The sequence below is a fragment of the Streptosporangium canum genome (assembly GCF_900113865.1).
In the GTDB taxonomy this organism is placed as follows: domain Bacteria; phylum Actinomycetota; class Actinomycetes; order Streptosporangiales; family Streptosporangiaceae; genus Streptosporangium; species Streptosporangium canum.
Window position 1 is genome coordinate 426,911 of sequence record NZ_FOQY01000003.1, and the last position, 25,680, is coordinate 452,590.

Annotated in this window: 23 protein-coding genes; 20 read left to right on the forward strand and 3 right to left on the reverse strand. The window is 72.4% G+C overall.

From position 1 onward, the window contains the following. Positions 1–198: 198 nt before the first annotated feature. The 10 genes from BM085_RS06565 (at position 199) to BM085_RS06610 (ending at position 11,835) form a co-directional block, all read left to right on the forward strand. The gene (locus BM085_RS06565; RefSeq protein WP_093886097.1) at positions 199–1,545 is read left to right on the forward strand and encodes a M20/M25/M40 family metallo-hydrolase; all 1,347 of its coding nucleotides are present in this window, start codon (positions 199–201) and stop codon (positions 1,543–1,545) included. Between the two features lie 323 nt (positions 1,546–1,868). Then, positions 1,869–2,633, forward strand: a complete 765-nt coding sequence (locus tag BM085_RS06570) for an ABC transporter ATP-binding protein (protein ID WP_177244984.1) — start codon at positions 1,869–1,871, stop codon at positions 2,631–2,633. Then, positions 2,630–4,909 (forward strand): YhgE/Pip domain-containing protein, encoded by a 2,280-nt coding sequence (locus BM085_RS06575; RefSeq protein ID WP_093886099.1) that lies wholly within the window; start codon positions 2,630–2,632, stop codon positions 4,907–4,909. Before BM085_RS06570 ends, BM085_RS06575 begins: the two co-directional genes overlap by 4 nt. A 14-nt stretch (positions 4,910–4,923) precedes the next feature. Beyond that, entirely contained in the window at positions 4,924–5,583 is a 660-nt protein-coding gene (locus tag BM085_RS06580) for a TetR/AcrR family transcriptional regulator (protein ID WP_093886100.1), read from the forward strand. Positions 5,584–5,806: 223 nt separating this feature from the next. Then, positions 5,807–7,591, forward strand: coding sequence for a substrate-binding and VWA domain-containing protein (locus BM085_RS06585; RefSeq protein ID WP_093886101.1), 1,785 nt, complete (start codon positions 5,807–5,809; stop codon positions 7,589–7,591). A 60-nt stretch (positions 7,592–7,651) separates the two neighbouring features. After that, positions 7,652–9,481: a substrate-binding and VWA domain-containing protein gene (locus BM085_RS06590; RefSeq protein WP_245789156.1), complete on the forward strand. Its 1,830-nt coding sequence runs from the start codon at positions 7,652–7,654 to the stop codon at positions 9,479–9,481. Next, positions 9,481–10,215 (forward strand): hypothetical protein, encoded by a 735-nt coding sequence (locus tag BM085_RS06595; RefSeq protein WP_093886103.1) that lies wholly within the window; start codon positions 9,481–9,483, stop codon positions 10,213–10,215. Before BM085_RS06590 ends, BM085_RS06595 begins: the two co-directional genes overlap by 1 nt. A gap of 10 nt (positions 10,216–10,225) precedes the next feature. Further along, positions 10,226–10,972: a PspA/IM30 family protein gene (locus BM085_RS06600; protein ID WP_093886104.1), complete on the forward strand. Its 747-nt coding sequence runs from the start codon at positions 10,226–10,228 to the stop codon at positions 10,970–10,972. Between the two features lie 189 nt (positions 10,973–11,161). Next, positions 11,162–11,404, forward strand: coding sequence for a ribbon-helix-helix domain-containing protein (locus tag BM085_RS06605; RefSeq protein ID WP_093886105.1), 243 nt, complete (start codon positions 11,162–11,164; stop codon positions 11,402–11,404). Next, on the forward strand, positions 11,401–11,835 hold the full coding sequence (locus tag BM085_RS06610) for a PIN domain-containing protein (protein WP_093886106.1): 435 nt from the start codon (positions 11,401–11,403) through the stop codon (positions 11,833–11,835). Before BM085_RS06605 ends, BM085_RS06610 begins: the two co-directional genes overlap by 4 nt. A 17-nt stretch (positions 11,836–11,852) precedes the next feature. Here BM085_RS06610 and BM085_RS06615 read toward each other — a convergent pair whose 3' ends face one another. Continuing rightward, positions 11,853–12,377, reverse strand: a complete 525-nt coding sequence (locus tag BM085_RS06615; protein ID WP_245789157.1) for a cysteine dioxygenase family protein — start codon at positions 12,375–12,377, stop codon at positions 11,853–11,855. A gap of 74 nt (positions 12,378–12,451) precedes the next feature. Between BM085_RS06615 and BM085_RS06620 the strand changes: the two genes are divergently transcribed. The 4 genes from BM085_RS06620 (at position 12,452) to BM085_RS06635 (ending at position 16,455) form a co-directional block, all read left to right on the forward strand. After that, positions 12,452–13,318, forward strand: a complete 867-nt coding sequence (locus BM085_RS06620) for a LysR family transcriptional regulator (RefSeq protein WP_093886107.1) — start codon at positions 12,452–12,454, stop codon at positions 13,316–13,318. Positions 13,319–13,532: 214 nt separating this feature from the next. Further along, positions 13,533–14,264 carry an ABC transporter ATP-binding protein gene (locus BM085_RS06625; RefSeq protein ID WP_093886108.1) on the forward strand — a complete coding sequence of 244 codons (732 nt, stop codon included), beginning with the start codon at positions 13,533–13,535 and terminating at the stop codon, positions 14,262–14,264. After that, entirely contained in the window at positions 14,261–15,751 is a 1,491-nt protein-coding gene (locus BM085_RS06630) for a DUF6297 family protein (RefSeq protein WP_093886109.1), read from the forward strand. Before BM085_RS06625 ends, BM085_RS06630 begins: the two co-directional genes overlap by 4 nt. A 56-nt stretch (positions 15,752–15,807) precedes the next feature. Beyond that, on the forward strand, positions 15,808–16,455 hold the full coding sequence (locus tag BM085_RS06635) for a LysE family translocator (RefSeq protein WP_093886110.1): 648 nt from the start codon (positions 15,808–15,810) through the stop codon (positions 16,453–16,455). A gap of 101 nt (positions 16,456–16,556) precedes the next feature. Here BM085_RS06635 and BM085_RS06640 read toward each other — a convergent pair whose 3' ends face one another. After that, positions 16,557–17,510, reverse strand: coding sequence for an aldose epimerase family protein (locus tag BM085_RS06640; RefSeq protein ID WP_093886111.1), 954 nt, complete (start codon positions 17,508–17,510; stop codon positions 16,557–16,559). Then, positions 17,507–18,478, reverse strand: coding sequence for a LacI family DNA-binding transcriptional regulator (locus BM085_RS06645; RefSeq protein WP_093886112.1), 972 nt, complete (start codon positions 18,476–18,478; stop codon positions 17,507–17,509). Before BM085_RS06645 ends, BM085_RS06640 begins: the two co-directional genes overlap by 4 nt. A 261-nt stretch (positions 18,479–18,739) precedes the next feature. On the opposite strand from BM085_RS06645, the gene BM085_RS06650 reads away from it, so the two are divergent. From BM085_RS06650 to BM085_RS47155, 6 genes are read left to right on the forward strand one after another with little or no spacing between them, the layout of a single operon-like run. After that, positions 18,740–19,654, forward strand: a complete 915-nt coding sequence (locus tag BM085_RS06650) for a carbohydrate ABC transporter permease (RefSeq protein ID WP_093886113.1) — start codon at positions 18,740–18,742, stop codon at positions 19,652–19,654. Beyond that, on the forward strand, positions 19,651–20,532 hold the full coding sequence (locus BM085_RS06655) for a carbohydrate ABC transporter permease (RefSeq protein WP_093886114.1): 882 nt from the start codon (positions 19,651–19,653) through the stop codon (positions 20,530–20,532). Before BM085_RS06650 ends, BM085_RS06655 begins: the two co-directional genes overlap by 4 nt. Positions 20,533–20,539: 7 nt before the next feature. After that, positions 20,540–21,421, forward strand: a complete 882-nt coding sequence (locus BM085_RS06660) for an NAD-dependent epimerase/dehydratase family protein (RefSeq protein ID WP_093886115.1) — start codon at positions 20,540–20,542, stop codon at positions 21,419–21,421. A gap of 4 nt (positions 21,422–21,425) precedes the next feature. Further along, the gene (locus tag BM085_RS06665) at positions 21,426–22,301 is read left to right on the forward strand and encodes a 5-dehydro-4-deoxyglucarate dehydratase (RefSeq protein WP_093886116.1); all 876 of its coding nucleotides are present in this window, start codon (positions 21,426–21,428) and stop codon (positions 22,299–22,301) included. A gap of 32 nt (positions 22,302–22,333) precedes the next feature. Continuing rightward, positions 22,334–23,389 (forward strand): mandelate racemase/muconate lactonizing enzyme family protein, encoded by a 1,056-nt coding sequence (locus tag BM085_RS06670; protein WP_093886117.1) that lies wholly within the window; start codon positions 22,334–22,336, stop codon positions 23,387–23,389. Next, a complete protein-coding gene (locus BM085_RS47155; protein WP_093886118.1) occupies positions 23,389–25,527 on the forward strand; it encodes a DUF6807 family protein in 2,139 nt (712 codons plus the stop codon). Before BM085_RS06670 ends, BM085_RS47155 begins: the two co-directional genes overlap by 1 nt. Positions 25,528–25,680: the final 153 nt, after the last annotated feature.

Consider the following 25,680-nt stretch of genomic DNA (forward strand, 5'->3'; position numbering starts at 1 on the left):
GTGCAAGAACTTCGGAATTCGCAAAACGGGCATGCAACAACAACGAAATCCGCGTACAGAATTCGGGAGTGTCCGGACCACGCGCAACCCGCGGTTCCGTTTGACGGAATCCCGGTGTGCTGGAATCGGGGTGAACCACAGCCACATGCCGGCTGTGATCAAATAGGACGACCAGATATTGAGATGCGAGGGAACGTCGTGACTCCTGACGAGATCGAAGGCGCCGTCGCCGCGGGCCTGCCCCAGGCGGTCGAAGACCTCAAGCGGCTCGTCGCCATCCCCTCGGTGGCCTTCCCGGGCTACCCGGAGGAGCCGGTGCGCGCCGCCGCCGCGGCGACCGAGGAGCTGCTGCGCAGCACCGGACTGCCGCACGTCCGGCAGATTCCGGTCGAGGGAAGCTTCCCCGCCGTCTACGCCGAGGCCCCGGCCCCGCCCGGCGCGCCGACCGTGCTGCTCTACGCGCACTATGACGTACAGCCCGCGGGCGACCCCGCGCTGTGGCGCACCCCGGCCTTCGAGCCGACGGAGATCGACGGGGCCATCCACGGCCGCGGCGCCGCCGACGACAAGTCCGGCGTCATCTCCCACGTCGCCGCGCTCCGCGCCTTCCAGGGGCGCTTCCCGGTGGGCATCAAGGTGATCATCGAGGGCCAGGAGGAGTACGCCGGGGAGCGCCTTGAGACCTTCGTCGAGCAGAATCCCGAGCTGCTCCGCGCCGACGCGATCATCGTCGCCGACTGCGGCAACCCGAGCGTGGGCGACCCGGCGGTGACCACCTCGCTGCGCGGCATGGGCGCCTTCACCGTCGAGGTGCGCACCCTGAAGGAGTCGCTGCACAGCGGCTCCTTCGGCGGCGCCGCCCCGGACGCGCTCGCGGCGCTGATCCGGATGCTGTCCGCCCTGCACGACGACCACGGCGACATCCGCGTCCCCGGCCTGCCGCGCGGCAGCTTCCTCGGCTCCGGCCCCTCGGAGGAGGAGTTCCGGGCCACGGCGGGCGTGCTCGACGGCGTCTCGCTGGTCGGCTCGGGTTCGCTGGCCGACCGCCTGTGGGCCTCCTACGCCATCACGGTCACCGGCCTGGACGTGCCGACCGTCTCCGGCGCCATCAACGCGGTCCAGGCGGTCGCGCGCGCCCGGGTGACCGTGCGCGTGCCTCCGGCGGGCGACCCGAAGACGACCGTGGACGCCGTGGTCGACTTCCTGCGGCAGGTCGCCCCCTGGGGTGTGGAGGTGCACGTCGGCGACCAGGTGCTGGGCTCCGGCTACCTCGCCGACTCCGGCGGGGCCGCCCGCGCCGCGCTGAACCGGGCGATGGAGCGCGCCTTCGGCCGCCCGCCGCGCGACGTCGGCGCCGGCGGCTCGATCCCGCTGGTCTCCACGCTCGTCAAGCAGTTCCCCGCCGCCTCGATCCTGCTGTTCGGCGCCGAGGACGACGACGCCTCGATCCACGCGCCCAACGAGCGGGTCAACGTCGAGGAGCTGCGCCGCACGGCCCTCGCGGAGGCGCTCTTCCTCCAGGAGTACGGCTCCGCGACGGTCTAGCGCGACCACCCGAGAGGACCCGTCCCACCCGGCACGACCGGGAGGGGCGGGTCCTTCCGCGTTGTCGCGGGCCGGCTGTCCCATCGGGAGCTCTCCAGGAGGCCGGGCTTCAGCCCCCTGAGGGAACCCGGGGGGCGCGACCCGCCCAGGAGGCGTCCATCCCTACGGCGCCGCACGCGGACCGAGCCGGCCGCTCACCTGACCACGTCAGATGAATGACCGGTTTCGTGAGAATCGACACCTTTGCCCGGCCGGTCACCTGCGGGAATCTTTCGGGTGATATTTTTGAACTGACTGGTCAGTTCAAAGATTCGGAGGGCGCGGTGTTCCACGGGGTCGCGGTGCACGCGGTCGGTCTGTCCCTCGCAGGCGAGCATGGATGGGTCTACCGCGACGTCGGCGTGATGGCCGAGCCGGGCAGCCTCACCGTCGTCACCGGTCAGGCGGGCAGCGGGCGCACGAGCCTGCTCCTGACCCTGGCGGGACGGATGAGACCCTCCGAGGGCACGCTCACCGTCGGGCGGTACGGCAGGCCGAGGGCGATCCGGCGGGTCGCCGCGCTCGGCCTGGTCGACGGGGTCAACGACCTGGAGAAGGCGCTGACGGTCCGCGAGCACCTGCACGAGCGGTCGCCGGGCATGTTCTGGGGCAGGCGGCAGGAGTCGCGGGCCGGGACCGCGCTGACCCTGGCCGGTCTGGAGCTGTCCCCCGGCGACCGCACCCTCATCCGCGACCTGAGCCGGGAGGAGCGGGTGCGGCTCGGGATCGCGCTCGCGCTGCTCGACGCCCCTGGGCTGCTGGTCCTCGACAACGTGGACACCGGCCTCTCCCAGGACCGCCGGGAGGCGCTCTGGGCGACGCTGGGAGAGCTGGGCGAGCGAGGGCTGACCGTCTTCGCCGCCTGCACGGAGAGCGAGCGGGCGGCGGCGGTTCACCTGCCCTCCGACAACCCTGGGAACCCCGAGAACCCCGCCGGCTCCGAGAGCTCCTCGGAGACCGCGCGACCGGTGGAGCCGGAGACCACGGCGGACGGACCGGACGGCAAGACCGGCGCGCGGGCCGTACGGACCGAGGAGAGGGACCGATGAGATCGTTGCGGCTGGGACGGCTGGAGCTGCGGCGGTTCACCCGGTCGCGGCTGACCCGGGCGGCGCTGGCGGGCGTGGTGATGCTGCCGCTGCTGTACGCCGGGCTGTACCTGTGGTCGTTCTGGGACCCGCAGGGCAACCTCGCGAACATCCCCGTGGCGCTGGTCGTGGAGGACAGGCCCGCGACCGTCGACGGCAAGACGGTCGACGCGGGCCGCGAGCTGGCCGACGAGCTGCGTGACCGCAAGGTCCTGGGCTGGCACACGGTCGACGCCCGGCAGGCCGCCGACGGCGTGAACGACGGCAGCTTCTACCTGTCCCTGACCATCCCCGCCGACTTCAGCGCCCGGCTCGCCTCACCCTCCGGCGACGGCACGCCGACCCCCGCCGAGCTCGGCGTGCGGGTCGACACCGGCCGCAGCTACATCATGGGAACGATCTCCGACGCGGTGTTCACCGAGGTCAAGGACGCGGCGGGCCGTACCGCGCTGAAGGACTACTGGGACAACGTCTTCGTGTCCTTCGGCGAGCTGCACGACGCCACCGCCAAGGCCGCGGACGGTGCGGACGATCTGCACGACGGTACGGCGAAGGCCGGGAAGGGCGCGTCCACCCTGAACACGGGCCTCGGCCAGGCCAAGACCGGCACCCACCAGCTCACCGTGGGCCTGGGCAGCGCCAACACCGCCACCGGCCGGCTGTCGGCCGGGGCGGACAAGCTGGCCAGGGGCCTGGGCCAGGCGGAGAGCGGCTCGCGCGAGCTGGGCCGGGGACTGGCGAAGCTGGAGAAGGGCGCCAAGCAGGTCGCCGACGGCAACGCACAGGTCTACGAGCAGGTCCACGCCCAGGTGCCGAAGATCAACAAGGTGGCCGACGAGGTCGTCCCGGTGCTGGAGGAGAACGGCGCGCGGCTGCGGTCGCTGGCGGAGGCCGTCGAGCGGGGCGCCGGCCTGGTCGCCGACGGCGCGGGAGCGCTGCCCGGCGGGATCAAGCAGGGGGCCGAGCAGTCCCGGCAGCAGGCGCAGCAGCTGCAGAACTGGCTGGACGGCAATCCGGACGCCGATCCGCGGCTGCGGGCCATCGCCGAACGCCTCACCCAGTCCACCCGGGAGGTGGCCACCGGACTGGAGAACACCGCCGGCGACAGCGGCGGCGCCGCGGCCCAGCTCCAGCGGGACGCCCGCAGGATCGCGGAGGTCGCGGGCCGGACGGCGGAGGTCGCGCCGACCGCGGGCCGGCAACTCGACCAGGCCAGAGACAAGATCAACCAGTTGGACGAGGGGCTCGGCAAGCTGGCCGACGGCTCGGCGAAACTCCACTCGGGCCTCGGTGACGCGGCGGGCGCCAACGGAAAGATCACCTCTGGGATCTCCCGGCTCGGCGACGGCTCCGCCCAGCTCAGCAAGGGGCTGACCCAGCTCGGTGGCGGCATCGTCAAGCTGAGCGACGGCGCGGCCAGGGTGGACAGCGGGGTGGGCCGCCTGCACGAGGGCGCCGGGGAGCTCACCACCGGCATCGGCAAGCTGGCCGACGGGTCCAGGGAGCTGAGCGACAAGCTCGGCGACGGCGCCGAACAGATCCCCGACTACGGCAGGGACGAGCGCGCGGACCGGAGCGACATGATGAGCGAGCCGGTCAAGCTGGCCGGCCAGGTCCTCAACGAGGTGCCCAACTACGGCACCGGGTTCGCGCCGTTCTTCGTCCCGCTGGCCCTCTGGGTCGGCGCGATGGTGAGCTACATGGTGCTGCGCCCGCTCAACCCCCGCCTCCTGGCCGGTACGGCCACCGCCTGGCGGATCGCGGTGGCCGGCTGGCTGCCGGGACTGGTCCTGGGCGCCGCGCAGGTGGGCGTGCTGATGGCGGTGATCAGGTTCGGGCTCGGCATGGAGGCCGCGCACTGGACCGGGATCGCCGGGATCCTGCTGCTCACCGTGGCGGCCTTCCTGGCGATCGTGCAGGCGGTCAACGCCCTGCTCGGCGCGCCGGGGCGGGTCGTGGTGCTGGCGCTGCTGATGCTCCAGCTGACCTCGGCCGCCGGGACGTACCCGATCGAGACCTCGCCGGGCTTCTTCCAGACGATCTCGCCCTGGCTCCCGATGAGCTGGGTGGTCAGCGCGCTGCGACGGCTGATCAGCGGCGGCGACCTCACGGTGGTCTGGCAGGCCTGCGGGGTGCTGACCCTGACCGTGGCGCTGGGCCTGAGCCTGACCGTCTACGCCGTGCACAAGGGACGCACCTGGTCGATGCGGCGCCTCCACCCCGAGCTCGCGCTCTGACTACGGTTTCCGTCATGACGCAGCAGCGGGCCGGGACCAGAGACGCCGACACGGGGCGGGACCGCCGGGAATCCGGGACGGGTGCGACCGTGAGGAAGAGGGACGGCCGCCGGGCCGAGACGAGGCTCAGGCTGTTCACGGCGGCGGTGGAGGTGATCGCGGAGCAGGGGTACACCGCCGCCACGGTGGACGCGATCGCCGAGCGGGCCGGAGTGGCCAAGGGCACCGTGTTCTACAACTTCGGCAGCAAGGAGGCGCTCTTCGCCGCGCTGCTCGAACACGGCATCCAGCGGCTGGCCGACGCGATGGGCGAGGCGGACACCGGGCAGACGGCGCTCGACGCCCTCGACTCGGTGGTCATGGCGCAGCTGCGGTTCTTCGAGGAGTACGGCGCGTTCGCCCGGGTGCTGCTCGCCGAGATGTGGCGTACGGCCTGGCAGGACGCGGTCGCCAGGCTGCGCGAGCAGGCGCTGGGGGTCTACGCGGGCGCGCTGCGCCGGGCGGTGGCCGAGGGCGCGATCCGGGAGGACCTGGACGTGGAGACCGCGGCGACCGCCGTGTTCGGCATGGTGCTGACCGTCTCGATCGAGCGCCGGGCGCTGCACCCGGACCGCCCGATCGAGCAGGTGCACGCCACCCTCGTCGATCTCCTGCACGGCCGGGTCTCCGGCTAGACCGTCTCCCTCCGGCGGGAGCGGCGACCCGGTCCGCGGAGGGCGGTGTCCCGGTCCGGAGGGAGGCGGTGTCCCGGTCCGGCGAAAGGCAACTTTCCGGCCCCGCGGGAGGCGACCACCCGGCCCCACGGATGGTGACGGCCCGGCCTCGTGGGAGGCGGCCGGTCCAAGGGAAATGCCGGAAACCTTGTCCAGGTAAATCGGTTCTTCCTACGATCATCGGGTGGCCTACTCCCCCGCACGACCCCGCCGGCGGATCCTGCCCTACCTCTTGGCCGTCGTGCTGGCCATCGGGCTGATCGCGGGACTGCGCTGGTTCTTCGGCAGGAGCGGGGAGAGCGCGCCGAGCGCCTGCTCGGGCGAGTCGGCGAAGATCCGGGTGGCGTCCTCCCAGGACAAGATCTGGATCCTGCGGGAGGTCGCCAAGGAGTACAGCGGGCGGACCGTGGCCGGGCGCTGCGCCGAGGTGGTCATCGACGAGGCGAATTCGGGCACCGCGATGCGGGCGCTGGCCCGGGGGTGGAAGGAGCAGACCGACGGCGAGCGGCCGGACGTGTGGTCCCCCGCCGCCTCCGCGTGGGTGACGCTGCTGCGCCAGCAGGCCGCGGGCGCCGACGGCGCCGTGCCGGTCGCCGACGGGAAGCCGGTCCCGATCGTGACCGCGCCGCTGGTCTTCGCGATGCCCAAGCCGATGGCCGAGGCCCTGGGCTGGCCGGGCAAGGCGATCGGCTGGGCGGAGCTGGCCGGACTGGCGGCCGACCCCAAGGGCTGGGCGAAGTACGGTCACCCCGAGTGGGGCCAGTTCAAGCTGGGCAAGACCAACCCCAACTACTCGACCAGCGGCCTGAACGCCACCATCGGCGCCTACTTCGCCGCGACCGGCACCACCTCGGACCTGACCGCCGGCGACATCACCGACGCCAGGACCCGCGACTTCGTCAAGGGCGTCGAGCAGTCGATCGTGCACTACGGTGACATCTCGATGACCTTCCTGGGCAACCTGCTCCGCGCGGACGACCGGGGCGAATCCATGGCCTACATCTCCGCGATCACCGTCGAGGAGAACTCGGTCACCGACTACAACCGGGGCAACCCGTCGGGCAACCCGGCCACGCTGGGCGAGCACGCCCCGCCGCGCACCCCGCTGGTGGCCGTCAGCCCCAAGGAGGGCACGCTCTTCTCCGACCACCCCTACGTCCCGCTGACCTGGATGGACCCGGCCAGGAAGGCCGTCGCCGACGACTTCCTGACCTACCTGCACAGCGCCCCGGTGCAGGCGAAATTCCAGTCGTACGGCTACCGCGGCTTCGACGGCAAGCTCGGCCCCCAGGCCACCAGGGAGAACGGCGTCATCCCCGACGCCACGATCACCACCCTCAACCTGCCCACCCCGACCGTCCTGGACAAAGTCCTGCGGAGCTGGTCGGAGCTGCGCAAGCGGGCCAACGTGCTGATCGTGGTGGACAAGTCGGGCTCGATGGAGGAGGAGGCGACGGGCACCGGCGAGAGCCGCCTGGAGCTGGCCAAGAAGGCCGCGATCAACGCGCTGCCGCAGTTCCGCGGGGACGACAAGGTCGGCCTGTGGGCCTTCTCCACCAGGCAGGACGGCGAAAAGGACTACCGGGAGCTGGTCCCGATCGACGCGATGTCGAAGATCGGCCCGGCGCTCCGCGACGAGCTCGGCGGGCTGACCGCCGGGGGCGGGACCGGGCTCTACGACACCACGCTCGCGGCCGTCGAGCGGATGCGCGGGGCCAGGGACGCCGGGGCGATCAACGCGGTGGTCTTCCTCACCGACGGCAAGAACGAGAAGAACGGCGGCAGCGACCTGGCCAACCTGCTCGGCAGGCTCAACCCCGACGTGCGCCTGTTCACCATCGGATACGGCGAGGGCGCCGACCAAGGCGTGCTCAAGCGGATCGCCGAGGCCACCGACGGAGCCGCCTACGACTCCTCCCGGGCGGACACCATCGACCAGGTCTTCACCAGCGTGATCTCCAACTTCTGACCGCGTTCTCGTCACGGCGAACTATGGCAAGGGCTCATTCGTCGGATAAGTACTGACACCATGGAGGCCGGGTTGTACCAGCAGCCGCAGCGACCACGCAGGAACTTCGCTCCCTTCGTCATCGCGATCATTCTCGCCGGGGCGTTGATCGTCGGTCTGCGGCTGTACGTCGGGAGCACCGAGCCGGACCGGCCGCGGAACGCCGAGCAGACCACGTCCTGCGGCGACGGCGGGGTCACCCTGACCGTGGCGGCGTCGTCGGAGAAGGCCGAACTGCTGCGGACGATCGCGGCCGGCTACAACGGCAGGAAGGTTGGCGAGCGCTGCGCCGACGTCGTCGTCGTGACCAAGGCCAGCGGCGGCGCGATGCAGGCGCTGGCCCGCGGCTGGGACGAGCGCCAGGACGGCCCTCGGCCGGACGTCTGGTCCCCGGCGAGCAGCGGCTGGGTCACCCTGCTCCAGCAGCGCGTCCAGGGAAACGACACCGGATCCCTGGTCGCCGCGGAGAACCCGTCGATCGCCAAGACGCCCCTGGTCGTCGCGATGCCCAAGCCGATGGCCGAGGCCCTGGGCTGGCCGGGCAAGAAGCTCGGCTGGTCCGACCTGCTCGACCTGTCGGCCGGCTCCTGGGCCAAGTACGGGCACCCGGAGTGGGGCGACTTCCGCCTGGGGAAGACCAACCCCAATTTCTCGACCAGCGGCCTGAACGCCACCGTCGGCGCCTACTTCGCGGCCACCGGCCTGTCGGGCGACCTGTCGGAGAAGAACGTGGCCGACCCCGAGGCGCGGGACTTCGTCCAGGGCGTGGAGCGCTCGATCGTGCACTACGGCGACACGACGCTGACGTTCCTGTCGAACCTGCAGCGGGCCGACAACGCGGGGGCGGGCCTGAGCTACATCTCCGCCGTGGCCGTGGAGGAGAAGTCGGTCTGGGACTACAACCAGGGCAACCCGACGGGCGATCCGAAGACGCTGGGCAAGCACGGCAAGCCCAGGGTGCCGCTGGCGGCGATCTACCCCAAGGAGGGCACGCTCTACTCCGACAACCCCTACGCCGTGCTGACCGCGCCGTGGGTGGACGACGCCAAGCGGCAGGTGGCCGCCGACTTCCTGGCCCACCTGCAGGCCCCGGAGCAGCAGCGGCGGTTCGCCGAGTCCGCCTTCCGGTCGCACGAGGGGAAGGCGGGCAAGCTGATCACCGAGGCGAACGGCCTGCTGCCCGCCGAGCCGAGGACCACGCTCAGCCCGCCCGCCCCCAACGTGCTGGACAAGGTGCTCTCCAGCTGGGCCGACCTGCGCAAGCCCGCCAACGTGCTCATGGTGATCGACGTCTCCGGCTCGATGGGCGCCGGCGTGCCCGGCACCGGCAAGAGCAAGCTGGACCTGGCCAAGCAGGCCGCGATCAACGCGCTGCCCCAGTTCGGCCCGCACGACAAGGTCGGCCTGTGGATGTTCTCCACCAAGCGGGACGGCGAGAAGGACCATCTGGAGCTGGCCCCGCTGGAGACCGTGGACGCCGCCCAGCGCAAGACCCTGCGTGCCCGGCTCGACGGCCTGACCCCCGACGGCGGGACCGGCCTCTACGACACCGCGCTCGCCGCCTACCGGCACGTGCGCGACCGGCACAGCGTCGAGGCGATCAACGCGGTGGTCTTCCTGACCGACGGCAAGAACGAGGACAACGACAGCGTCTCGCTGGAGAACCTCCTGCCCGACCTGCGCGCCGAGTCCGCCGAGGAGACGGTGCGGATGTTCACGATCGCCTACGGCCAGGACGCCGACCTCGGCGTGCTCAAGCAGATCTCCGAGACGACCAGCGCGGCCGCCTACGACTCCCGCGAATCCGGAAGTATCGACCAGGTGTTCACCGCGGTGGTATCCAACTTCTGATGTCCCGTTTCCTCGACGAACTACGAGATCCGTGGGGTCTGCTGCTCGGCGCGACCGCCGGGGGCGCCGCGTGGGCCGTCAGCGTGCACCCGGCCGCCGCCGGGGCCGTCGCGGTCGCCGTCTGGCTGGCCAAGACGGCCATCGCCACCGTCCAGGGGCGGGGCGGCGGCCGTACCGCGCCGGCCGTCACCGCAGGCAGCGAGGAGGCCTACTGGCTGGAGCGGGCCGGCTCGGCCGCGCGCGGCTTCGGCGAGCTGAGCGCCTCCATGGGAGCCGGCCCGCCGGCCGAGCGGATCGCGCTGATGCGGCCCCAGGTCGACGATTCCACGGCCACGCTGGAACGCCTGGCCGAGCAGGCCTCGCTGACCGGCGCCGCGCTCGCCAGGTTCGACCTCGACCGGCTCCGGCAGGAGCGCACGAGGCTCACCCGCGCCCGGAAGGGCGCCCGCGAGGAGCTGGTGCACGACCTCGACCGCGCGCTCGCCTCGCTGGCCTCCCAGCAGGCCGTGGTCGAACGGCTCGCCCAGACCCGCAGCCAGGTGCTCGCCCGGATGGAGTCGAGCACGATCAGCATCGAAGGACTTCTCGCCCGGCTGGTGGAGCTGTCGGCGATGACGGCGACCGGGGCCCTGGAGCCGACCCGGGTGCTCGACGAGCTCGCCGACAACCTCGAAGGGGTCCGCCAGGGCCTGCACGAAACCGAACAGATCACCCGCGACGCGTTGGATCGCTGAGGAGCCCCCCATGTTCAAGGTCATCCGCCGGGCCTGGCGCTACCTGGTCTTCGCCCTGTCCGGCCGGTTGGACGAGCTGTCCGATCCGCGGATCCAGATCGAGCAGGCCATCCAGGAGGCCAAGGAGCAGCACCAGCGGCTGTCCCAGCAGGCGGCCGCGGTCATCGGCAACGAGCGCGAGCTGGAGATGAAGCTCGCCCGCTCGCTGGAGGAGACCGAGAAGCTCCAGGCCAACGCCCGCCAGGCGGTCCTGCTGGCCGAGCAGGCACGGGCCGCGGGCGACGAGCGCAAGGCGCTGTCCTACGAGGACTCCGCCCGCGCCTTCGCCTCCCGGCTGATGGCGGCCGAGACCGCGATGGGCGACGTCCAGCTCATGCACGAGCGGGCCAGGCAGTCCTCCGCCCAGGCCCGCGCCGCGGTCGAGAACAACGCCATGGCCCTGCAGAAGAAGATCGCCGAGCGGATGCGCCTGCTCTCCCAGCTCGACCAGGCCAAGATGCAGGAGCAGCTCAACAAGGCCATGGGCGACCTGTCCGGCCTCACCCCCGCCGGCGACACCCCGACCATGGACCAGGTCCGCGAGAAGATCGAGAAGCGCTACGCCCGCGCCCTCGGCGAGGCCGAGCTGACCTCCAACTCCGTCGAGGCCCGGATGATCGAGGTCGAGCGCGCCGCCATCGACGTCGAGGGCGCCGCCCGCCTGGAGGCCATCAAGGAGAGCCTCGCCCGGGACAGGAAGCCCGAGGTCGAGGGCTGATCCGGTGGTTCCGGGCCCGCCCGGGACACGGGTTCCAGGCATACGGCGGGCGCCGCGTGGTCGTGGTCGGGGCCCTGCCGTACGGGAGCAACCTGCCGTGCCGCCGCCGCCGTCGCGCACCACGCGATGTGATCATGGACCACGGTCTCCTATCGCCGTGCACGTATGGCAGGTGGCACCCTACAAGTCATGCTGAAGACAACCGTCTACCTTCCCGAGGAGCTCGAGGTGCGGCTGGACGCCGAGGCCGCGGCTACAGGCGTCAGCAAAGCCGAACTCATCCGGCGGGGCATCACGATGCTGCTCGACAGCTCGCCGCGCCCCAGGACGGCCCGGACACTGCCCGTCTTCGACAGCGGACGCCCCCTGACCGCCGAAGCCATGGACGACGTCCTGTACGAACACATCAAAGAGCGGGCGGCGCGGCGTTGATAATCGTCGTCGGCGCCTCCGCCCTTTACGCCGCGTTCGACAGAGCACAACCCGAGCACCGCAGCGCTGCGGAGATCGTCGAGCACGAAGTCCTCGCCATCTCCCCCCTTGTGATCACGGAGCTGGACCATCTCATCCATCGAGATCTCGGGTTCCCGGCCGCGATGCAGGTCATGGACGCGTTGAATGCCCGCATGGAAAACGGCCAATACCGGCTGGCCGAGTTGAAACCCGCCGACCTCATCACGGCCCACGGGGTCCGCATGAAGTACGAAGGACTGCGACTGGACCTGGCGGACGCGGTGGGCGTGGTCCTTGCGGACCGGTACAGGACCAACCGCATCTTCACTCTCGACCAGCGCGACTTCCGGGCCATCGAGCCCCTGACCCACGGGCTCACCGCATTTCACATCCTGCCGGCTGACCGCTGACCGGCCGGGCCCGAAGCTCAGCGGACGGGCAGGTCGTAGACCCGGCGGATACTGCTCGGAGCGGCGCGGAGGTCGGCGCCGTAGATGTGGAGGGAGATCGCCGTGTCGTCGCCGGTGTTGCGGACCCGGTGGATGTCTCCGGGCGGGGCGAAGCCGCTGACCTCCCCCGTCTGGTTGGCCGTCCGGCCGATCTCCGCCAGGTGGTCGCCGTCGAGGCGGTAGAGCGTCTCGTATTCGACTCCCTGCAGGACCCCGAACACACACCACGCGATGTGGTCGTGGATCACGGTCTCCTGGCCGGGCCGCCAGACGACCGCCAGGATCGAGAAGGCCGCCTCGGTATGGAGGGTGTGGCCGATGTAGTGGCCTGGATCTCCCAGGCGTTCCTCCTCGGTGAGGATCTCGGGAGAGGGCAGCCGTTCACGCAGCATGTCGGCCACGGCGAAAGCCGTCGTCCGGGGGGCGGTGGACCTGTCGACCAGTTCTCGGACTCCCGCGACCAGCTCCGCCAAGCCGGGACGGGCGAGCGTCATGATTTCCATATCTCAAGAGTGCGCCGGGCGATACATGACGTCTAATGTCTATCTTGCTCTTTATTCATAGATAATGTTGATACATGCTCGACGTCGTACGGCTCCGCGTGCTGGCCGCCGTGGCCAAGCACGGATCGGTCACCGCCGCGGCCAGGGAGCTGCACTACTCCCAGCCCTCGGTCAGCCACCACCTGGCCAGGCTCGAGGCCGAGACCGGGGCCAAGCTGATCCAGCGGGCCGGTCGGGGCATCCGGCTCACCGAGACGGGCCGCCTGCTGGCGGAGCGGGCCACCGAGATCGTCGGCCGCATCGACTCCGCGTCCGCCGAGCTCTCCGCCCACGTGGGCCTGCGCGCGGGCCGGGCCAGGCTGGCCGCCTTCCCCTCGGCCCTGGGCACGTTCGTGCCGGAGGCCGCCGCCCTGCTCGCCCGGGAGCATCCCGGTCTGGAGCTGCGCCTGACCGAGACCGAGCCGCCCGAGGCCCTGCGCATGCTCCGCGCGGGCTACGTGGATGTGGCGGTCATCTTCCGCTACGACGACACCGCCCCGGAGGACGACGGCATCCAGCTGGTCCACCTGCTGGACGACCCCAGTTACCTGGTCACCTCCGGCCGGACCGGAGACCTGTTCTCGCACCGCGACAGCCGCTGGATCGGCGGCTGCGACCGGTGCCGCAGCCACCTGCTCGACCTGTGCGCCAGGGCGGGCTTCGAGCCGGAGATCGCTTTCACGACCGACGACATCGTCGCCGTCCAGGCCCTGGTGGCGGCCGGGATCGGGGTGACGGCCCTGCCCGCCCTCGCGCTTCAGGCGCACCGCCACCCGAAGGTCAACGCGATCGAGCTGCCCGGCTCGACCCGGCATGTCTATGCCGCCACCTACGGCGAGCCCCCCGCCCCTCCAGCGACCACCGCCCTGCTGACCGCCCTGGTCTCCGCGATCCGCCCGTAACAGGCCGCCCATGGAAGACCACCCATGGAAGACCACCCATGGAAGACCGCTCATGAAAGAGCTGTCGTGGCAGACCGCCGGTGGAAGATCACCCGTACCCGGCCCGCCCATGGCAGGCCACCCCATCGCAGGCCACCCATGGCCGTTCCCTCCATGGCCGTTCCACCCGTAGCGGGGCCGCGCGGGTGGGACCGGCACTGGCTACGCTCAAACGGTGCCTACATCGATCATCACCGCCCGCGACATCGAGGTGGATCTCGGCGGCAACCCTGTTCTGCGAGACGTCGGCCTGACGGCCGTACCCGGCGAGATCGTCGCCGTGATCGGCGCGAACGGCGCGGGGAAGTCGACGCTGCTGCGCTGCCTGGCCGGGCTGCAACTCCCCGCCTCGGGAGAGCTCGACGTGCTCGGGGGCCCGCCAAGGGACGACTCCGCCTTCTGGCGTGACGTCGTCCTCGTGGGCGACGAACCCGCGTGGTACCCGGGACTGACGGTCCGCGAGCACCTGGAGCTGATGCGCGCCGTCCACACGCCGCCCCGCCTGGAGGTCGACGCGGCGCTGGGACTGTTCGATCTGGAGCGGCGGGCGGACGCCTCGCCGCTGACCCTCTCCACCGGCCAGCGGCAGCGGCTCTCGCTCGCGAACGCCCTGCTCCGGCCGAGCCGGCTGCTCCTGCTCGACGAGCCCGAACGCGGGCTCGACTCCACCTTCCGGCAGCACCTGGCGACGATCCTGAAGGAGTACGCGACCGCCGGCGGCACAGTGATCATGGCCACCCACGACCTCCGGCTCGCCGAGGCCACCCTGGCCCGCCAGGTCGTGCTGGCGGACGGGCAGGTGGCGGACGGCCCCTCCGGGAACGGGCGCGCGGCGGACGGGCGCCCGAGGAGCGGGCACCCGGGAGACGGGCGCCCGGGGAACGCGCGTCCGGGGGGCAGGGCGTGAGCGGCGTCTCGGAGGTCCGCGCGTTCATCCGGTCGCGCCGCCGTGCCCCCGCGAGCTGGCTGGACCGCTACACCGCCCTGTTCGGGCTGGCGATGGGGGCCGCGGTGCTGGCCCAGCCCGCCTCCTCCGCGCTGGCTGCCGTCGCCCGGCAGGCCGATCCGTCGCGGATGGGGGCCGGCGTGGCCCTCGTCGCGCTGGTCTACGCGGGCCTGCTCGCCGTCGCCCGCGCGGTGGGCCCGGTCGCGGTGCCGGCCGCCGACGCCGCCTGGCTGGTGCTGTCCCCGCTGGACCGCCGCGGCGTGCTGGGACGGACCGCGAGGCTTCTCCTCGTGATCTCCGTGCTGGCCGGGACCGCGCTCGGGGTGGGCCTGCTCGCCGTGCTGGGCGCGCCCGACCAGCTGGCGGTGCGACTGGTCGCCGCCGTGGTCCTGGGCGTGTCGGCGGCGGCCGGCGGCATGGCGCTGGCCGTACTCTCGCAGTCGTCGCAGACCTGGGACTCATGGCTGCACGTCGCCCTCGTCGCGATCACGGTGCTCGCGGGGGTCGCGGCGCTGTCGGCGTCGGGGCCCGCGCGCCGGATCCTCCCCTCCGTCGCGTCCGCGCCCGCGACGCTCGGCGCGGCCCTGGCGGGTGTGGCCGCGGTGGCGGCCGCCCTGCTCGTACGGCGGGCGTGGTCGTCCCTGGCCCGGATCCCGGCGCGGAGCCTGCTGGCCGCCTCCACCCGCGTCGGTCACGTGGCCGGCGCGGCCGTCAGCATGGACCCCGGCGCCCTGACCTGGATCGCCGAGGACAACCACTGGCGGGGGCGTACCCTGCGCTCGCGGCCGTGGCCGCCGCTGCCCGCCCCGCTGGCCCTGGCCTGGCAGGACTGGCGCCGCCTGGGCCGGCGTCCTGGACGGCCGGCCGTCCTGCTCGGAGCCGCCGCGCTCCCCTCGCTGGCCGCCCAGGCCGCCGGGGGCGTCACCGCGATCGCGGTGGGCGCCCTGCTCGCCGGCGCACTGGCCGCCGCGGTGGCGGGCACCTCGGGCGCGCGCCGCGACGGGGACAATCCGACTCTCGCGCGCCTGCTCGGCGTCGACGCCCGCGCCGCCCTCGCCGCGCGGGCGCTGCTGCCGGCGCTGCTGAGCGCCGTCTGGCTCTCCCTGGCCCTGACCGGTCTGGTGCTGGCCGGCACGCTCACGGCGGGCCCGTGGTGGCTGTTCGGGCCGTCGGCCGCTCCCGTCCTGGCCGCCGCTGGCCTGCGGATGGCGCGGCGGAACCCCGTCGACCACTCGATGCCGATCATCGAGACGCCGGCCGGAACGGTGCCCACCGGCCCGGTGGTGTGGGGGTTGACCGGCGTCGACCTGGCGGTGCTGGGCTGCCTTCCGCTGGCGCTGGCGCTGGCCGCCCAGCCGTCCGCGCTCGGCGGCTTCCTGGCCGCCCAGGCACTGGCCGGAGCCGTGGTCCTCTCGGCGTACCTGCTCCGCGCGGTGAAGGGCCGCTGAGGAGGCCCGTGGAAAAGCCCAGGCGATCAGAGAGTCCGCGAGCCTAAGATCCGGATATGCCAGATCTGACAACCCTTGCCCTTTTCGCCGCCGCGACCCTGGCCCTGCTGCTCGTGCCGGGTCCCGCGGTGCTCTACATCGTGACCCGCAGCGTCGCCCAGGGCCGCGGCGCGGGGATGGTGTCGGTGCTGGGCATCCACCTCGGTTCCGTGGTCCACGTGGCCGCCGCCGCCCTCGGCGTCAGCGCCCTGCTGGCCGCCTCGGCGACCGCGTTCGCCCTGGTCAAGTATCTGGGCGCGGCCTACCTGGTCTGGCTGGGCGTCCGCAAGCTGATGTCCCGCCCTGACGGCGCCGAGGCGGCCGAGCCGCCGGTCGCGAGCCGGTCCCGGATGTTCTGGGAGGGCTTCGTGGTCAACGTGCTCAACCCGAAGACCGCGATCTTCTTCCTGGCCTTCCTGCCCCAGTTCACCGACCCCTCCCGGGGGCCGATCGCCCCGCAGATCCTGCTGCTCGGCGTGATCTGGATCGCGCTCGGCATGGCCAGCGACGGCGCCTTCGCCCTGCTCGCCTCGGCCATGGCGGGCCGCCTGCGCCGCTCCGCCCGCGCCCGCCGCCGCCTGGACGTCACCAGCGGCGTGGTCTACATCGGCCTGGGCGCCGTGGCCGCGTTCACCGGCGAGAGCGCCGCGGCCGCCAGAGCCTAGGCCCCCGTCTCCCCGAGGGGACTCCACCCGGATCTCCACCGTGGGGAGGCCCGTCGGGGCTGGGCGAGTCTCGCCCGGCCCAGGTCCGGACGCCCCCGGCGTCAGGGGAACCGGTAGACGGTCGTGGAGGCGAACTCCTCGCCGGGGCGCAGCACCGTGGACGGGAAGTGCTCCTGGTTGGGCGAGTCGGGGAAGTGCTGGGTCTCCAGGCAGAGCCCGGCGTGCCTGCCGTACGCGGTGGCGACGCCGTCCAGGAGGTTGCCCGAGTAGAACTGGACGCCCGGCTCGGTGGTGGAGACCTCCATGACGCGGCCGCCGGCCGGTTCGACGACCTCGATGCCGCCGCGCAGGACGTAGCAGTGGTCGTAGCCGCCGCCCAGCCGCGGATCCGCGATCCGCGCGCCGATCTCGTAGGGCGTCGTGAAGTCGAACGGGGTGCCCGCCACCGGAGCGAGCTCGCCGGTCGGAATCTGCGAGGAGTCCACCGGCAGGTAGCGGTCGGCGTCGATGCGGACCACGTGCTTGAGGACGTCGCCGCCCCCGGCGAGGTTGAAGTAGGAGTGGTTGGTCAGGTTGAGCACGGTCGGCGCGTCGGTGGTCGCGCGGTAGTCCAGCCGGAGCGCGTCCTCGGTCAGCGTGTAGGTGAGCGAGACGGTCAGGGTGCCCGGATAGCCCTCCTCCCCGTCGGCGCTGACGTACTCCAGCGTCACCGCCGTGCCGGAGACCTCCGCCACCCGCCACACCCGGCCGGAGAACCCGCCCGGCCCGCCGTGCAGGCTGTTGGGCCCGTTGTTCACCGGCAGCCTGTGGGTGACGCCGTCGAGGGTGAACCGCCCGCCCGCGATGCGGTTGCCGTACCGGCCGACGACCGCGCCGAAGTAGCGGCTGCGCGTCAGGTAGTCCTCCAGGGTGTCGCAGCCGAGCACCACGTTGACCCCGGAGACCTCCAGGGACTGCAGGATCGCGCCGTAACCGAGCACCGAGGCGCGCATCCGCCCGGCGGCCAGCACGTGCCGCTCGACCTTCTCCCCCGACGGGGTGGTTCCGAAGTTCATACGCGTCTCTCCGCCGTGGATTCCCGGACGACCAGGCCGGTCTCCAGGGTGATCAGGGTGGGGGTGGCGCCGTCGTCGACGGACTGCAGCAGCAGGTCCACGGCCATCCGGCCGGCGGCGGCCGTGGGCATGGCCACGGTGGTCAGCTTCGGCCGGTTCAGCCGGCCCGACACGATGTCGTCGACGCCGACCACGCTGACGTCGCCGGGGACCCGCACGCCGCGCTCGTAGAGCCCTTCGATGAGCCCGATCGCGACCAGGTCGTTGTAGGCCAGCACACCGGTGGCGCCGGAGGCGATCACCTCGGCGGCGACGGCGAGGCCGCCCTGCTCGGTGGGGGCGTTGGGGCCGAGGATGACCAGGTCGACGCCGTCCATCGCGGCGGCGGCCTCGCGCATCTCCCCGCTGGTCCACGAGCCGCCCGGCCCGGAGAGCAGGGCGATCCTGCGGTGGCCCAGCCGGGTCAGGTGCTCGATCGCGAGCCGGGCGCCCTGGCCGACGTCCATCAGTATGGTCGGCATGCCCTTCACCCGCCGGTTCACCACGACGAACGGCACGTCGGCGCGGAGCCGTTCGATGGCCCGGTTGGACAGCCGCGGGCTGCACAGCAGCACGCCGTCGACCTGCTTGGTGAGGGTCTGGATCAGCTCCTCCTCCACCTGCGGGTCCTCGTCGGTGTCGGCCACGAAGACGTGGTAGTCGCGCGCCCTGGCGTGCGCCTGGGCGGCCTTGATGAGCGGCGGGAAGAAGGGGTTGGAGATGTCGGCGACGATCAGGCCGAGATTGTGGGTCCGGCCCGTGGTGAGCGCGCGGGCGGCGCGGTTGGGCCGGTAGCCGAGGTTCTCGGCGACGGCGAGGACGCGGGTGCGCGTCTCGGCGTTCACCAGGTGAGGCGCCGAGAAGGTGCGGGACACGGTGGAGACATGCACTCCCGATGCCTGCGCCACGTCTCTGATCGTCGCCGTCACTGTGCTCCTTTGTCGCGCCCTGCTGCACATTAGTGCAAACGGTTGCACCCCTGTCAACGCCGCCCGGTCCGGTCCTCCGGGGCACCGTAGGACCGGTTGCGGTGCGATGAACCCTGCAAACGCTGACAAATCCGCCGATAAGCGGTGGTTTACCAAATTGAGCCCTTGACGTTGCATTCAGATGTCCGCAATGTTTCATGCAACCGGTTGCAGCCTCTGGCGCCGAAAGTCCCTCACGCCGAATCGGAAGGAGTGCCGGCCATGGCAATCACCACGGCGGATCCCCGGATACGCCGCCGACCAGGCCGCGCGGCCCGAACGCCCTACCTGCTGATCGCCCCCGCCGTGATCGGGATGCTCGGCTTCCTCGTCTACCCGATGGCCAGCGTCGTCTACTACAGCCTGCGGCACTACAACGTCACCAAGCCCTGGGACAACGGCTTCGCCGGGCTGGACAACTTCCGCAGGCTGCTGCTGGAGGACCCGCTGTTCTGGCAGAGCCTCGGCTTCAGCCTCAAGTGGGTCGGCGTCGAGGTGGTCCTGCAGCTGCTGTTCGGCCTGGCCCTGGCCCTGATCGTGAACGAGAGCTTCGTCGGCCGCGGGCTTTCCCGGGCGCTGGTGTTCTCTCCCTGGGCGGTCTCCGGGGTGCTGACCACCGGCATCTGGGTGCTGCTGTACAACCCGACGACCGGCGTCTCACGCTACCTCGCCGATCTGGGGATCATGCAGTACGGCGCCGCCCCGCTGGCCAACCCCGGCACCGTCTTCTGGGCGGCCGTGCTCGCCGAGCTCTGGCGCGGGGTGCCGTTCTTCGCCATCCTGCTCCTGGCCGACCTGCAGAGCATCCCCGGGGAGCTCTACGAGGCGGCCTCGGTGGACGGCGCCTCGCGCCGGCGGCGGTTCTTCCACATCACCCTCCCCCACCTCAAGGACGCGATCATCCTGTCCACGCTGCTGCGCTGCGTGTGGGAGTTCAACAACGTCGACCTGCTCTACACGCTGACCGGCGGCGGCCCGGCCCACGCGACGACCACGCTGCCGCTGTACGTGGCGGGCAAGGCCGTGCAGTCCCACGACTTCGGGTACGGCTCGGCGCTGACGACCGCCGCCTTCCTGATCCTCACCTTCTTCTCCATCGCCTATCTGCGGCTGAGCAAGTTCGGAGCGAAGACATGACAGTCCAGACGGTCCGACGGCCGCGCCTGGCCGCGTCCGCACCGCCGCCCCAGCTCAGACGCCGGGAGAGGAACAAGGTCAGCCGCTGGCAGATCTGGGTCCCGCTCGGGCTCTACCTGCTGTTCACGCTCGTCCCCTTCTACTGGATGCTGGTGTTCGCGTTCCGGCCCCGGGGTTCGAGCTCGCTGCTGCCCTGGCCGATCACGTTCGACAACTTCGCGACGGTCTGGAACGAGCTCGGCTTCGCGATGTTCTTCAAGAACAGCCTGATGGTGGGCGCCGCCTCCCTGATCATGACCACGGTCATCGCGCTGGCCGGCGGCTACGCCCTGGCCCGCTACGAGTTCCGCGGCAAGAGGCTGTTCATGCTCGGCATGCTCTGCACCCAGTTCATCCCCGGCGCCATGATGCTGATCCCGCTGTTCGAGATCTTCCGGACCCTCGGCCTGGTCAACTCGCTGTGGAGCCTGGTGATCGCCGAGACGGTCTTCCAGCTCCCGCTCTCCCTCATCCTGATCAGCGGTTTCATCAAGAACGTGCCGGTGGAGCTGGAGCAGGCCGCCTGGGTGGACGGCTGCGGCCGGCTGCGCGCCTTCTTCGCCGTGGTGCTGCCGCTGCTGCGCCCGGCGCTGGTCGCGGTCGGCTCGTTCGCCTTCATCCACAGCTGGAACAACTTCCTGTTCGCGCTGATGTTCGTCAACGAGCAGGAGAAGTTCACGGTGCCCGTCGGCCTCGCCTACACGCTGGGCGAGTTCAGCGTCGACTTCGGCGCGCTGGCCGCGGGCGGCGTCGTCGCCGCCGTGCCCGTCGTGCTGGTCTTCGCCGTCATCCAGCGCTACCTGGTGCAGGGCATGTCGGCCGGCGCGGTGAAGGGGTGAGCCCGCGATGACACGCACTCTGGTCACCGGGAGCGCCGGACGGTTCGGCCGCAGCGTGGTCACCGCGCTGGCCGAGGCCGGGCACGAGGTGATCGGCGTGGACACCGCGCCGGGCACCCCCGCCGTGGCCGCCGCCGTGCTTCCCGCCGACCTGACCGACCTGGGCGAGGCCTTCGGGGTGATGTCGCGCTTCCGCCCCGACGCCGTGGTGCACCTGGCCGCGATCGCCACCCCGTTCAGCCGGACCGACTCCCTCACCTTCCGGGTCAACACCCAGCTCGCGTTCAACGTGTGCGAGACGGCCACCGGGGTCGGGGTCGAGCGGATCGTGATCGCCAGCAGCCCGACGGTCATCGGGTACGGCACCGCGGGCTGGACCCCCTCCTACCTGCCGATCGACGAGGACCACCCGGTCGCCCCCTGGAACGCCTACAGCCTGTCCAAGCTGGTCGCCGAGCAGGTGATGGGCACGTTCGCGCGCGGCTCGAAGGCGATGCTGGCGGCGGTGCGGCCGTGCTTCGTCGTCGCGCCCGAGGAGTGGGCCGGCGCGCCCACCCAGTCCGGGCACACGATCGTCGAACGGCTGGACCGGCCGGAGATCGCCGGGGTGTCGCTGTTCAACTACATCGACGCCCGGGACGCCTCCGATCTGGTGCTGACCCTGCTGGACAAGCTGCCCGAGCTGCCCAACGGCGAGGTGTTCTTCGCGAGCGCGGCCGACGCGCTGGCCCGCGAACCCCTGGCCGGGCTGCTCCCCCGGATCAACCCCGCCACCGCGGGACTCGCCGCCGGACTGACCGGCTCGGCCCCCGCTTTCTCCTCCGCCAAAGCCGGCCGGCTGCTCGGCTGGCAGGCCAAGCGGAGCTGGCGCACAGAGATTGGAGCCTGAGTAGATGGACCTCAGCGGAGTGCTGTTCTTCCCGGTCACCCCGTTCGACGCCGACGGCGCCCTGGCCGGGGACGTGCTGGCGGAGCACCTGCGGCGCGGGCTGGAACACCGGCCGGGCGGCGTCTTCGTGGCCTGCGGCACCGGCGAGTTCTCCGCGCTGTCGGAGGCCGAGCACGCCCAAGCCGTGCGGGTCGCGACCGAGACGGTGGGCGGCCGGGTGCCGGTCCTGGCGGGAGCCGGCGGCCCGATCGGCGCCGCGCTCGCCCAGGCCCGCGCGGCCAGGGACGCCGGCGCCGACGGCCTGCTGCTCATGCCGCCCTACCTGGCGAGCGGACCGCGTGAGGGCTACGCGGCCTACGTCGCGGCGGTCGCCGGGGTGCTGCCGACGATCGTCTACCAGCGCGGCCCGGTCGTGCTGGACCCCGAGCAGGCCGTCGAGCTGGCCCGGCTCCCCGGCGTGGTGGGGATCAAGGACGGCCTCGGCGACATCGACCGGATGCAGCGGACCGTGCTGGCCGTACGGGAGGAGCGGCCGGACTTCCTGTTCTTCAACGGGCTGCCGACGGCCGAGCTGACCATGCCCGCCTACCGCGGCATCGGCGTGGAGCTCTACTCCAGCGCGGTGTTCTGCTTCGCCCCGGAGATCGCCACCGCCTACCTGAACGGCGACGAACGGCTGATCAAGGAGTTCTACGCCCCGCTGGTACGGCTGCGCGGCAAGGTGCCCGGCTACGCGGTGTCCCTGGTCAAGGCCGGGGTGCGGCATCGCGGGCTGGACGTGGGCGGGGTCCGCCCGCCGCTGGTCGAGCCCTCCGCCGAGCACCTGGACGAGCTCGTGCGACTGATCAAGTCGGGTCTGGCCCTGGTGGGCGCCCAGTGACCGCCGAGCGGGCCGGGAGCGGTGGGCGACCGGTGATCACAGCACTGAGGACGACGCTGCGGACCGTGCCGCTGCCCCGCCCGTGGGGAGCCGGCGTGCCCGCCAACCACGTGATCACCGTCGAGCTGACGCTGGCGGACGGGCGGGCCGGGACCGGGTTCTCGTGGACCCCGCAGATCGGGGCCCGAGCCGTACAGGCGCTGCTGGACAACGAGATCCGTGAGGCCGTCATCGGCCTCGAACCGCACCCGGAGGTCGTCTGGGACCGGCTCTGGCGGCACCTGCGGGAGGCGGGCGGCGGCGGGCTGACCACGATCGCGCTGGCCGGGGTGGACCTGGCGCTGTGGGACCTGCGCTGCGGCGACGCCGGTCTGGTCGAGACCCTCGGGCGGCGACGCGACAGCGTCCCGGTGTACGGCAGCGGCGTGAACCTGCACTACTCGCCGGAGGAGCTGGTCGCGCAGGCCGGGCGGTGGCGCGCGGCGGGGTATCCGGCGGTGAAGGTCAAGGTGGGCCGCGACTCGCTGCGGGAGGACGTGGCGCGGGTCGCCGCGGTGCGCGAGGTGATCGGGCCCGACACCCTGCTCATGGTCGACGCCAACCAGCGCTGGGACCTGCCGAGGGCCCGGCGTGCCATCGCGGCGCTGGCGGAGTACGGCCTGCACTGGGTCGAGGAGCCGCTGCCCGCCGACGACGTGACCGGGCAGGCCCGGCTCCGGGCCTGCGTCGACGTGCCGATCGCCGTCGGGGAAAGCGCTTACTCGATCTACGGCTTCCGGGACCTGCTGACCGCCGGGGCCTGCGACGTCCTGCAGCCGAACGTGGTGCGGGTCGGCGGGATCACCCCGCTGCTCCGGATCGCCGAGCTGGCCAGGGCCTTCGACGTGCCGGTCTACCCGCACCTGCTGCCGGAGATCTCCGGCCAGCTCGCGCTGGCCCTGCCGCTGCCGTGCATGACCGAGGAGGTCGAGGACGCCTCCTTCGCCGCCCTCGGCCTGATCGCGGAGCCGTACCCCGTCTCGGTCGAGAAGGGCGAGCTGCGGGCCGGCGGCCACCGCGGTCTGGGACTGCGCTGGAAGGTGACGTGATGGGGCGGATCCCGGCGGCGGGCGGCGCCGCGGCCGCGGGGCGAGGCGGCACGGCGCCGGTCCGGGTGGTGCTGGCCGGGGCGCACGGGCACGGCTGGTGGCACCTCGCGAACCTGCGCCGGCTCCACTCGGCGGGCACGGTCGAGTTCGCCGGGGTGTGCGACCTGCGGCCGGTCGAAGGGCTGCCGGAGGGGGTGGAGTTCTCCGGTGACCTGGTCGAGCTGATCGGGCGGACCGGCGCCGAGGTGACGATCCTCTGCACGCCGATACAGACCCACGCCGACCTGGCGGTCAAGGCGCTGCGCGCCGGGTCGCACCTGCTGCTGGAGAAGCCGCCCGCCGCCACCTTCGCCGGCTACGAGCGGATCGCCGCGGTCGCCGGGGAGACCGGCCTGGCCTGCCAGGTGGGATTCCAGAGTCTCGGCTCGGAGGCGGTCCCGGCGGTCCGGAAGATGATCGCGGACGGGGTGGTCGGGCGGGTCACCGGGATCGGCGCGGCGGGCGCGTGGGAGCGCTCCTACCCCTACTACTCGCGGGTGCCGTGGGCCGGCAGACGCCTGCTGGACGGCGTGCCCGTGGTGGACGGCGCGCTCACCAACCCGCTGGCGCACGCGGTGGCGACCGCGCTCGCCGTCTCCGGGGCCGGGATCGACGGCGTGGAGGTCGAGCTCTACCGGGCCAACGCGATCGAGGCGGACGACACCTCCTGCGTACGGCTGCGCATGGACGACGGGACCGCGGTGACGGTGGCGGTCTCGCTGTGCGCGGACCGGCGGCACGAGCCGTACCTGATCGTGCACGGCGAGACCGGGCGGATCAGGCTGACCTACACCGAGGACCGCGTCGAGATCGGCGGGACCTCCGTGACGTATCTCCGGACCGACCTGCTGGAGAACCTGGTCGCGCACGTCCGCCACGGGACGGACCTGCTGGTCCCGCTGGAGCGGACCGCCGGGTTCATGCGGGTCCTGGAGGCCGTACGGCTGGCGCCCGATCCCCTGCCGATCCCCGACCGGTTCCAGGAGGTCGGCGAGGAACGCCGGGTCCTGCCCGGGATCGCCCAGGTCACGGCGGCGAGCGCGGAGCGCCTGGCGCTCTACTCGGAGCTGGGACAGCCCTGGGCCCCCGGCGTCCCCGCGGCCGGAACGGGCGCGGGCCGTACCTCGGAGGAACGGCATGCCACCGTGACCGGAGCGGCGGAGCGGAAGGCCCCGGCCGGACCGCCGGGTCTCGCCGGGGCCGGGAACCGTCCCCCGGTGGAACGGCGCGCCGCCGTGACCGGGACGGCGGAGCGGGAGGCCCCGGCCGGACCGCCGGGCTCGGCCGCCGAAACGGTGGCGCTCGACGTCTCGGGGGTGCGGGTGGCCGAGTACGTCGTGCGGGCCGAGGTGCCGGTGACGTCGTCGCCGCGACCGTACCTGCATCCGGTGCGGACGCTGGGCGGGACGGCCGTGACGGAGGTCGCCCCCGCCGACCACGTGCACCACCTGGGGGTGAGCGTGGCGGTCTCCGACGTGGGCGGGACCAACTTCTGGGGCGGGCGCACCTACGTCCGCGACCGGGGGCCGGCCTGGCTGGGCGACCACGGCACGCAGCGGCACCTCGGTTTCTCCTGGCGGGATCCCGCCGGGTTCGGGGAGTCGCTGGCCTGGGCGGCGCCGGACGGGACCGAGCTCGCCCGTGAGGCGCGCGAGGTCCGCGCCACGGAGCTGGACGGGTGCTGGGCGCTCGACTTCTCCTTCACGCTGACGAACCTCACCGGCGATCCGCTGCCGGTGCGGAGCTCGGCCACCAAGGGACGCGCCGGGGCGGGCTACGGCGGGTTCTTCTGGCGGGCCCCCGGATCCGCCCGGGACCGCCGGGTCTTCACCGAGGACGCCGAAGGGGAGGACGCCGTCCACGGGTCCCGGGCCCCCTGGCTCGCCATGTCGTCGGCCGGGTGGACCCTGGTCTTCGTCCAGCGGGCGGACCCCTGGTTCGTCCGGGCCGTGGACTACCCGGGCGCGGGCCCCGCGCTCGCCTGGGACACGCCGCTGCTCGTCGAGGACACCCTCACCCGCAGGGTCGTCACCGTCGTCGCGGACGGACCGCTGAGCCGCACCGCCGCCGCGGCGCTCGCCTCGGAGGTCGCGCCGTGACGCGCAGGCCGTGGACCGCCGACAACGGGCCGCACCGGGGCGCGTGGGTCGTCACCGGCCCGGAGGATCCACGGCTGCGCGCGGACGTGCTGACCCAGCGTCTGCCCGCGGAGTTCGGCGATTTCACGGTCACAGCGATGTCGGGGGACATGA

Excerpts from the sequence above, each read along its gene's own strand:
- BM085_RS06650 (WP_093886113.1), top strand. The coding sequence starts at position 18,740 with ATGGCAATCACCACGGCGGATCCCCGGATACGCCGCCGACCAGGCCGC.
- BM085_RS06640 (WP_093886111.1), bottom strand. The coding sequence starts at position 17,510 with ATGAACTTCGGAACCACCCCGTCGGGGGAGAAGGTCGAGCGGCACGTG.
- BM085_RS06595 (WP_093886103.1), top strand. The coding sequence starts at position 9,481 with ATGTCCCGTTTCCTCGACGAACTACGAGATCCGTGGGGTCTGCTGCTC.
- BM085_RS06590 (WP_245789156.1), top strand. The coding sequence starts at position 7,652 with ATGGAGGCCGGGTTGTACCAGCAGCCGCAGCGACCACGCAGGAACTTC.
- BM085_RS06615 (WP_245789157.1), bottom strand. The coding sequence starts at position 12,377 with ATGGAAATCATGACGCTCGCCCGTCCCGGCTTGGCGGAGCTGGTCGCG.
- BM085_RS06620 (WP_093886107.1), top strand. The coding sequence starts at position 12,452 with ATGCTCGACGTCGTACGGCTCCGCGTGCTGGCCGCCGTGGCCAAGCAC.
- BM085_RS06635 (WP_093886110.1), top strand. The coding sequence starts at position 15,808 with ATGCCAGATCTGACAACCCTTGCCCTTTTCGCCGCCGCGACCCTGGCC.
- BM085_RS47155 (WP_093886118.1), top strand. The coding sequence starts at position 23,389 with ATGGGGCGGATCCCGGCGGCGGGCGGCGCCGCGGCCGCGGGGCGAGGC.
- BM085_RS06660 (WP_093886115.1), top strand. The coding sequence starts at position 20,540 with ATGACACGCACTCTGGTCACCGGGAGCGCCGGACGGTTCGGCCGCAGC.
- BM085_RS06655 (WP_093886114.1), top strand. The coding sequence starts at position 19,651 with ATGACAGTCCAGACGGTCCGACGGCCGCGCCTGGCCGCGTCCGCACCG.
- BM085_RS06600 (WP_093886104.1), top strand. The coding sequence starts at position 10,226 with ATGTTCAAGGTCATCCGCCGGGCCTGGCGCTACCTGGTCTTCGCCCTG.
- BM085_RS06665 (WP_093886116.1), top strand. The coding sequence starts at position 21,426 with ATGGACCTCAGCGGAGTGCTGTTCTTCCCGGTCACCCCGTTCGACGCC.
- BM085_RS06575 (WP_093886099.1), top strand. The coding sequence starts at position 2,630 with ATGAGATCGTTGCGGCTGGGACGGCTGGAGCTGCGGCGGTTCACCCGG.
- BM085_RS06580 (WP_093886100.1), top strand. The coding sequence starts at position 4,924 with ATGACGCAGCAGCGGGCCGGGACCAGAGACGCCGACACGGGGCGGGAC.
- BM085_RS06605 (WP_093886105.1), top strand. The coding sequence starts at position 11,162 with ATGCTGAAGACAACCGTCTACCTTCCCGAGGAGCTCGAGGTGCGGCTG.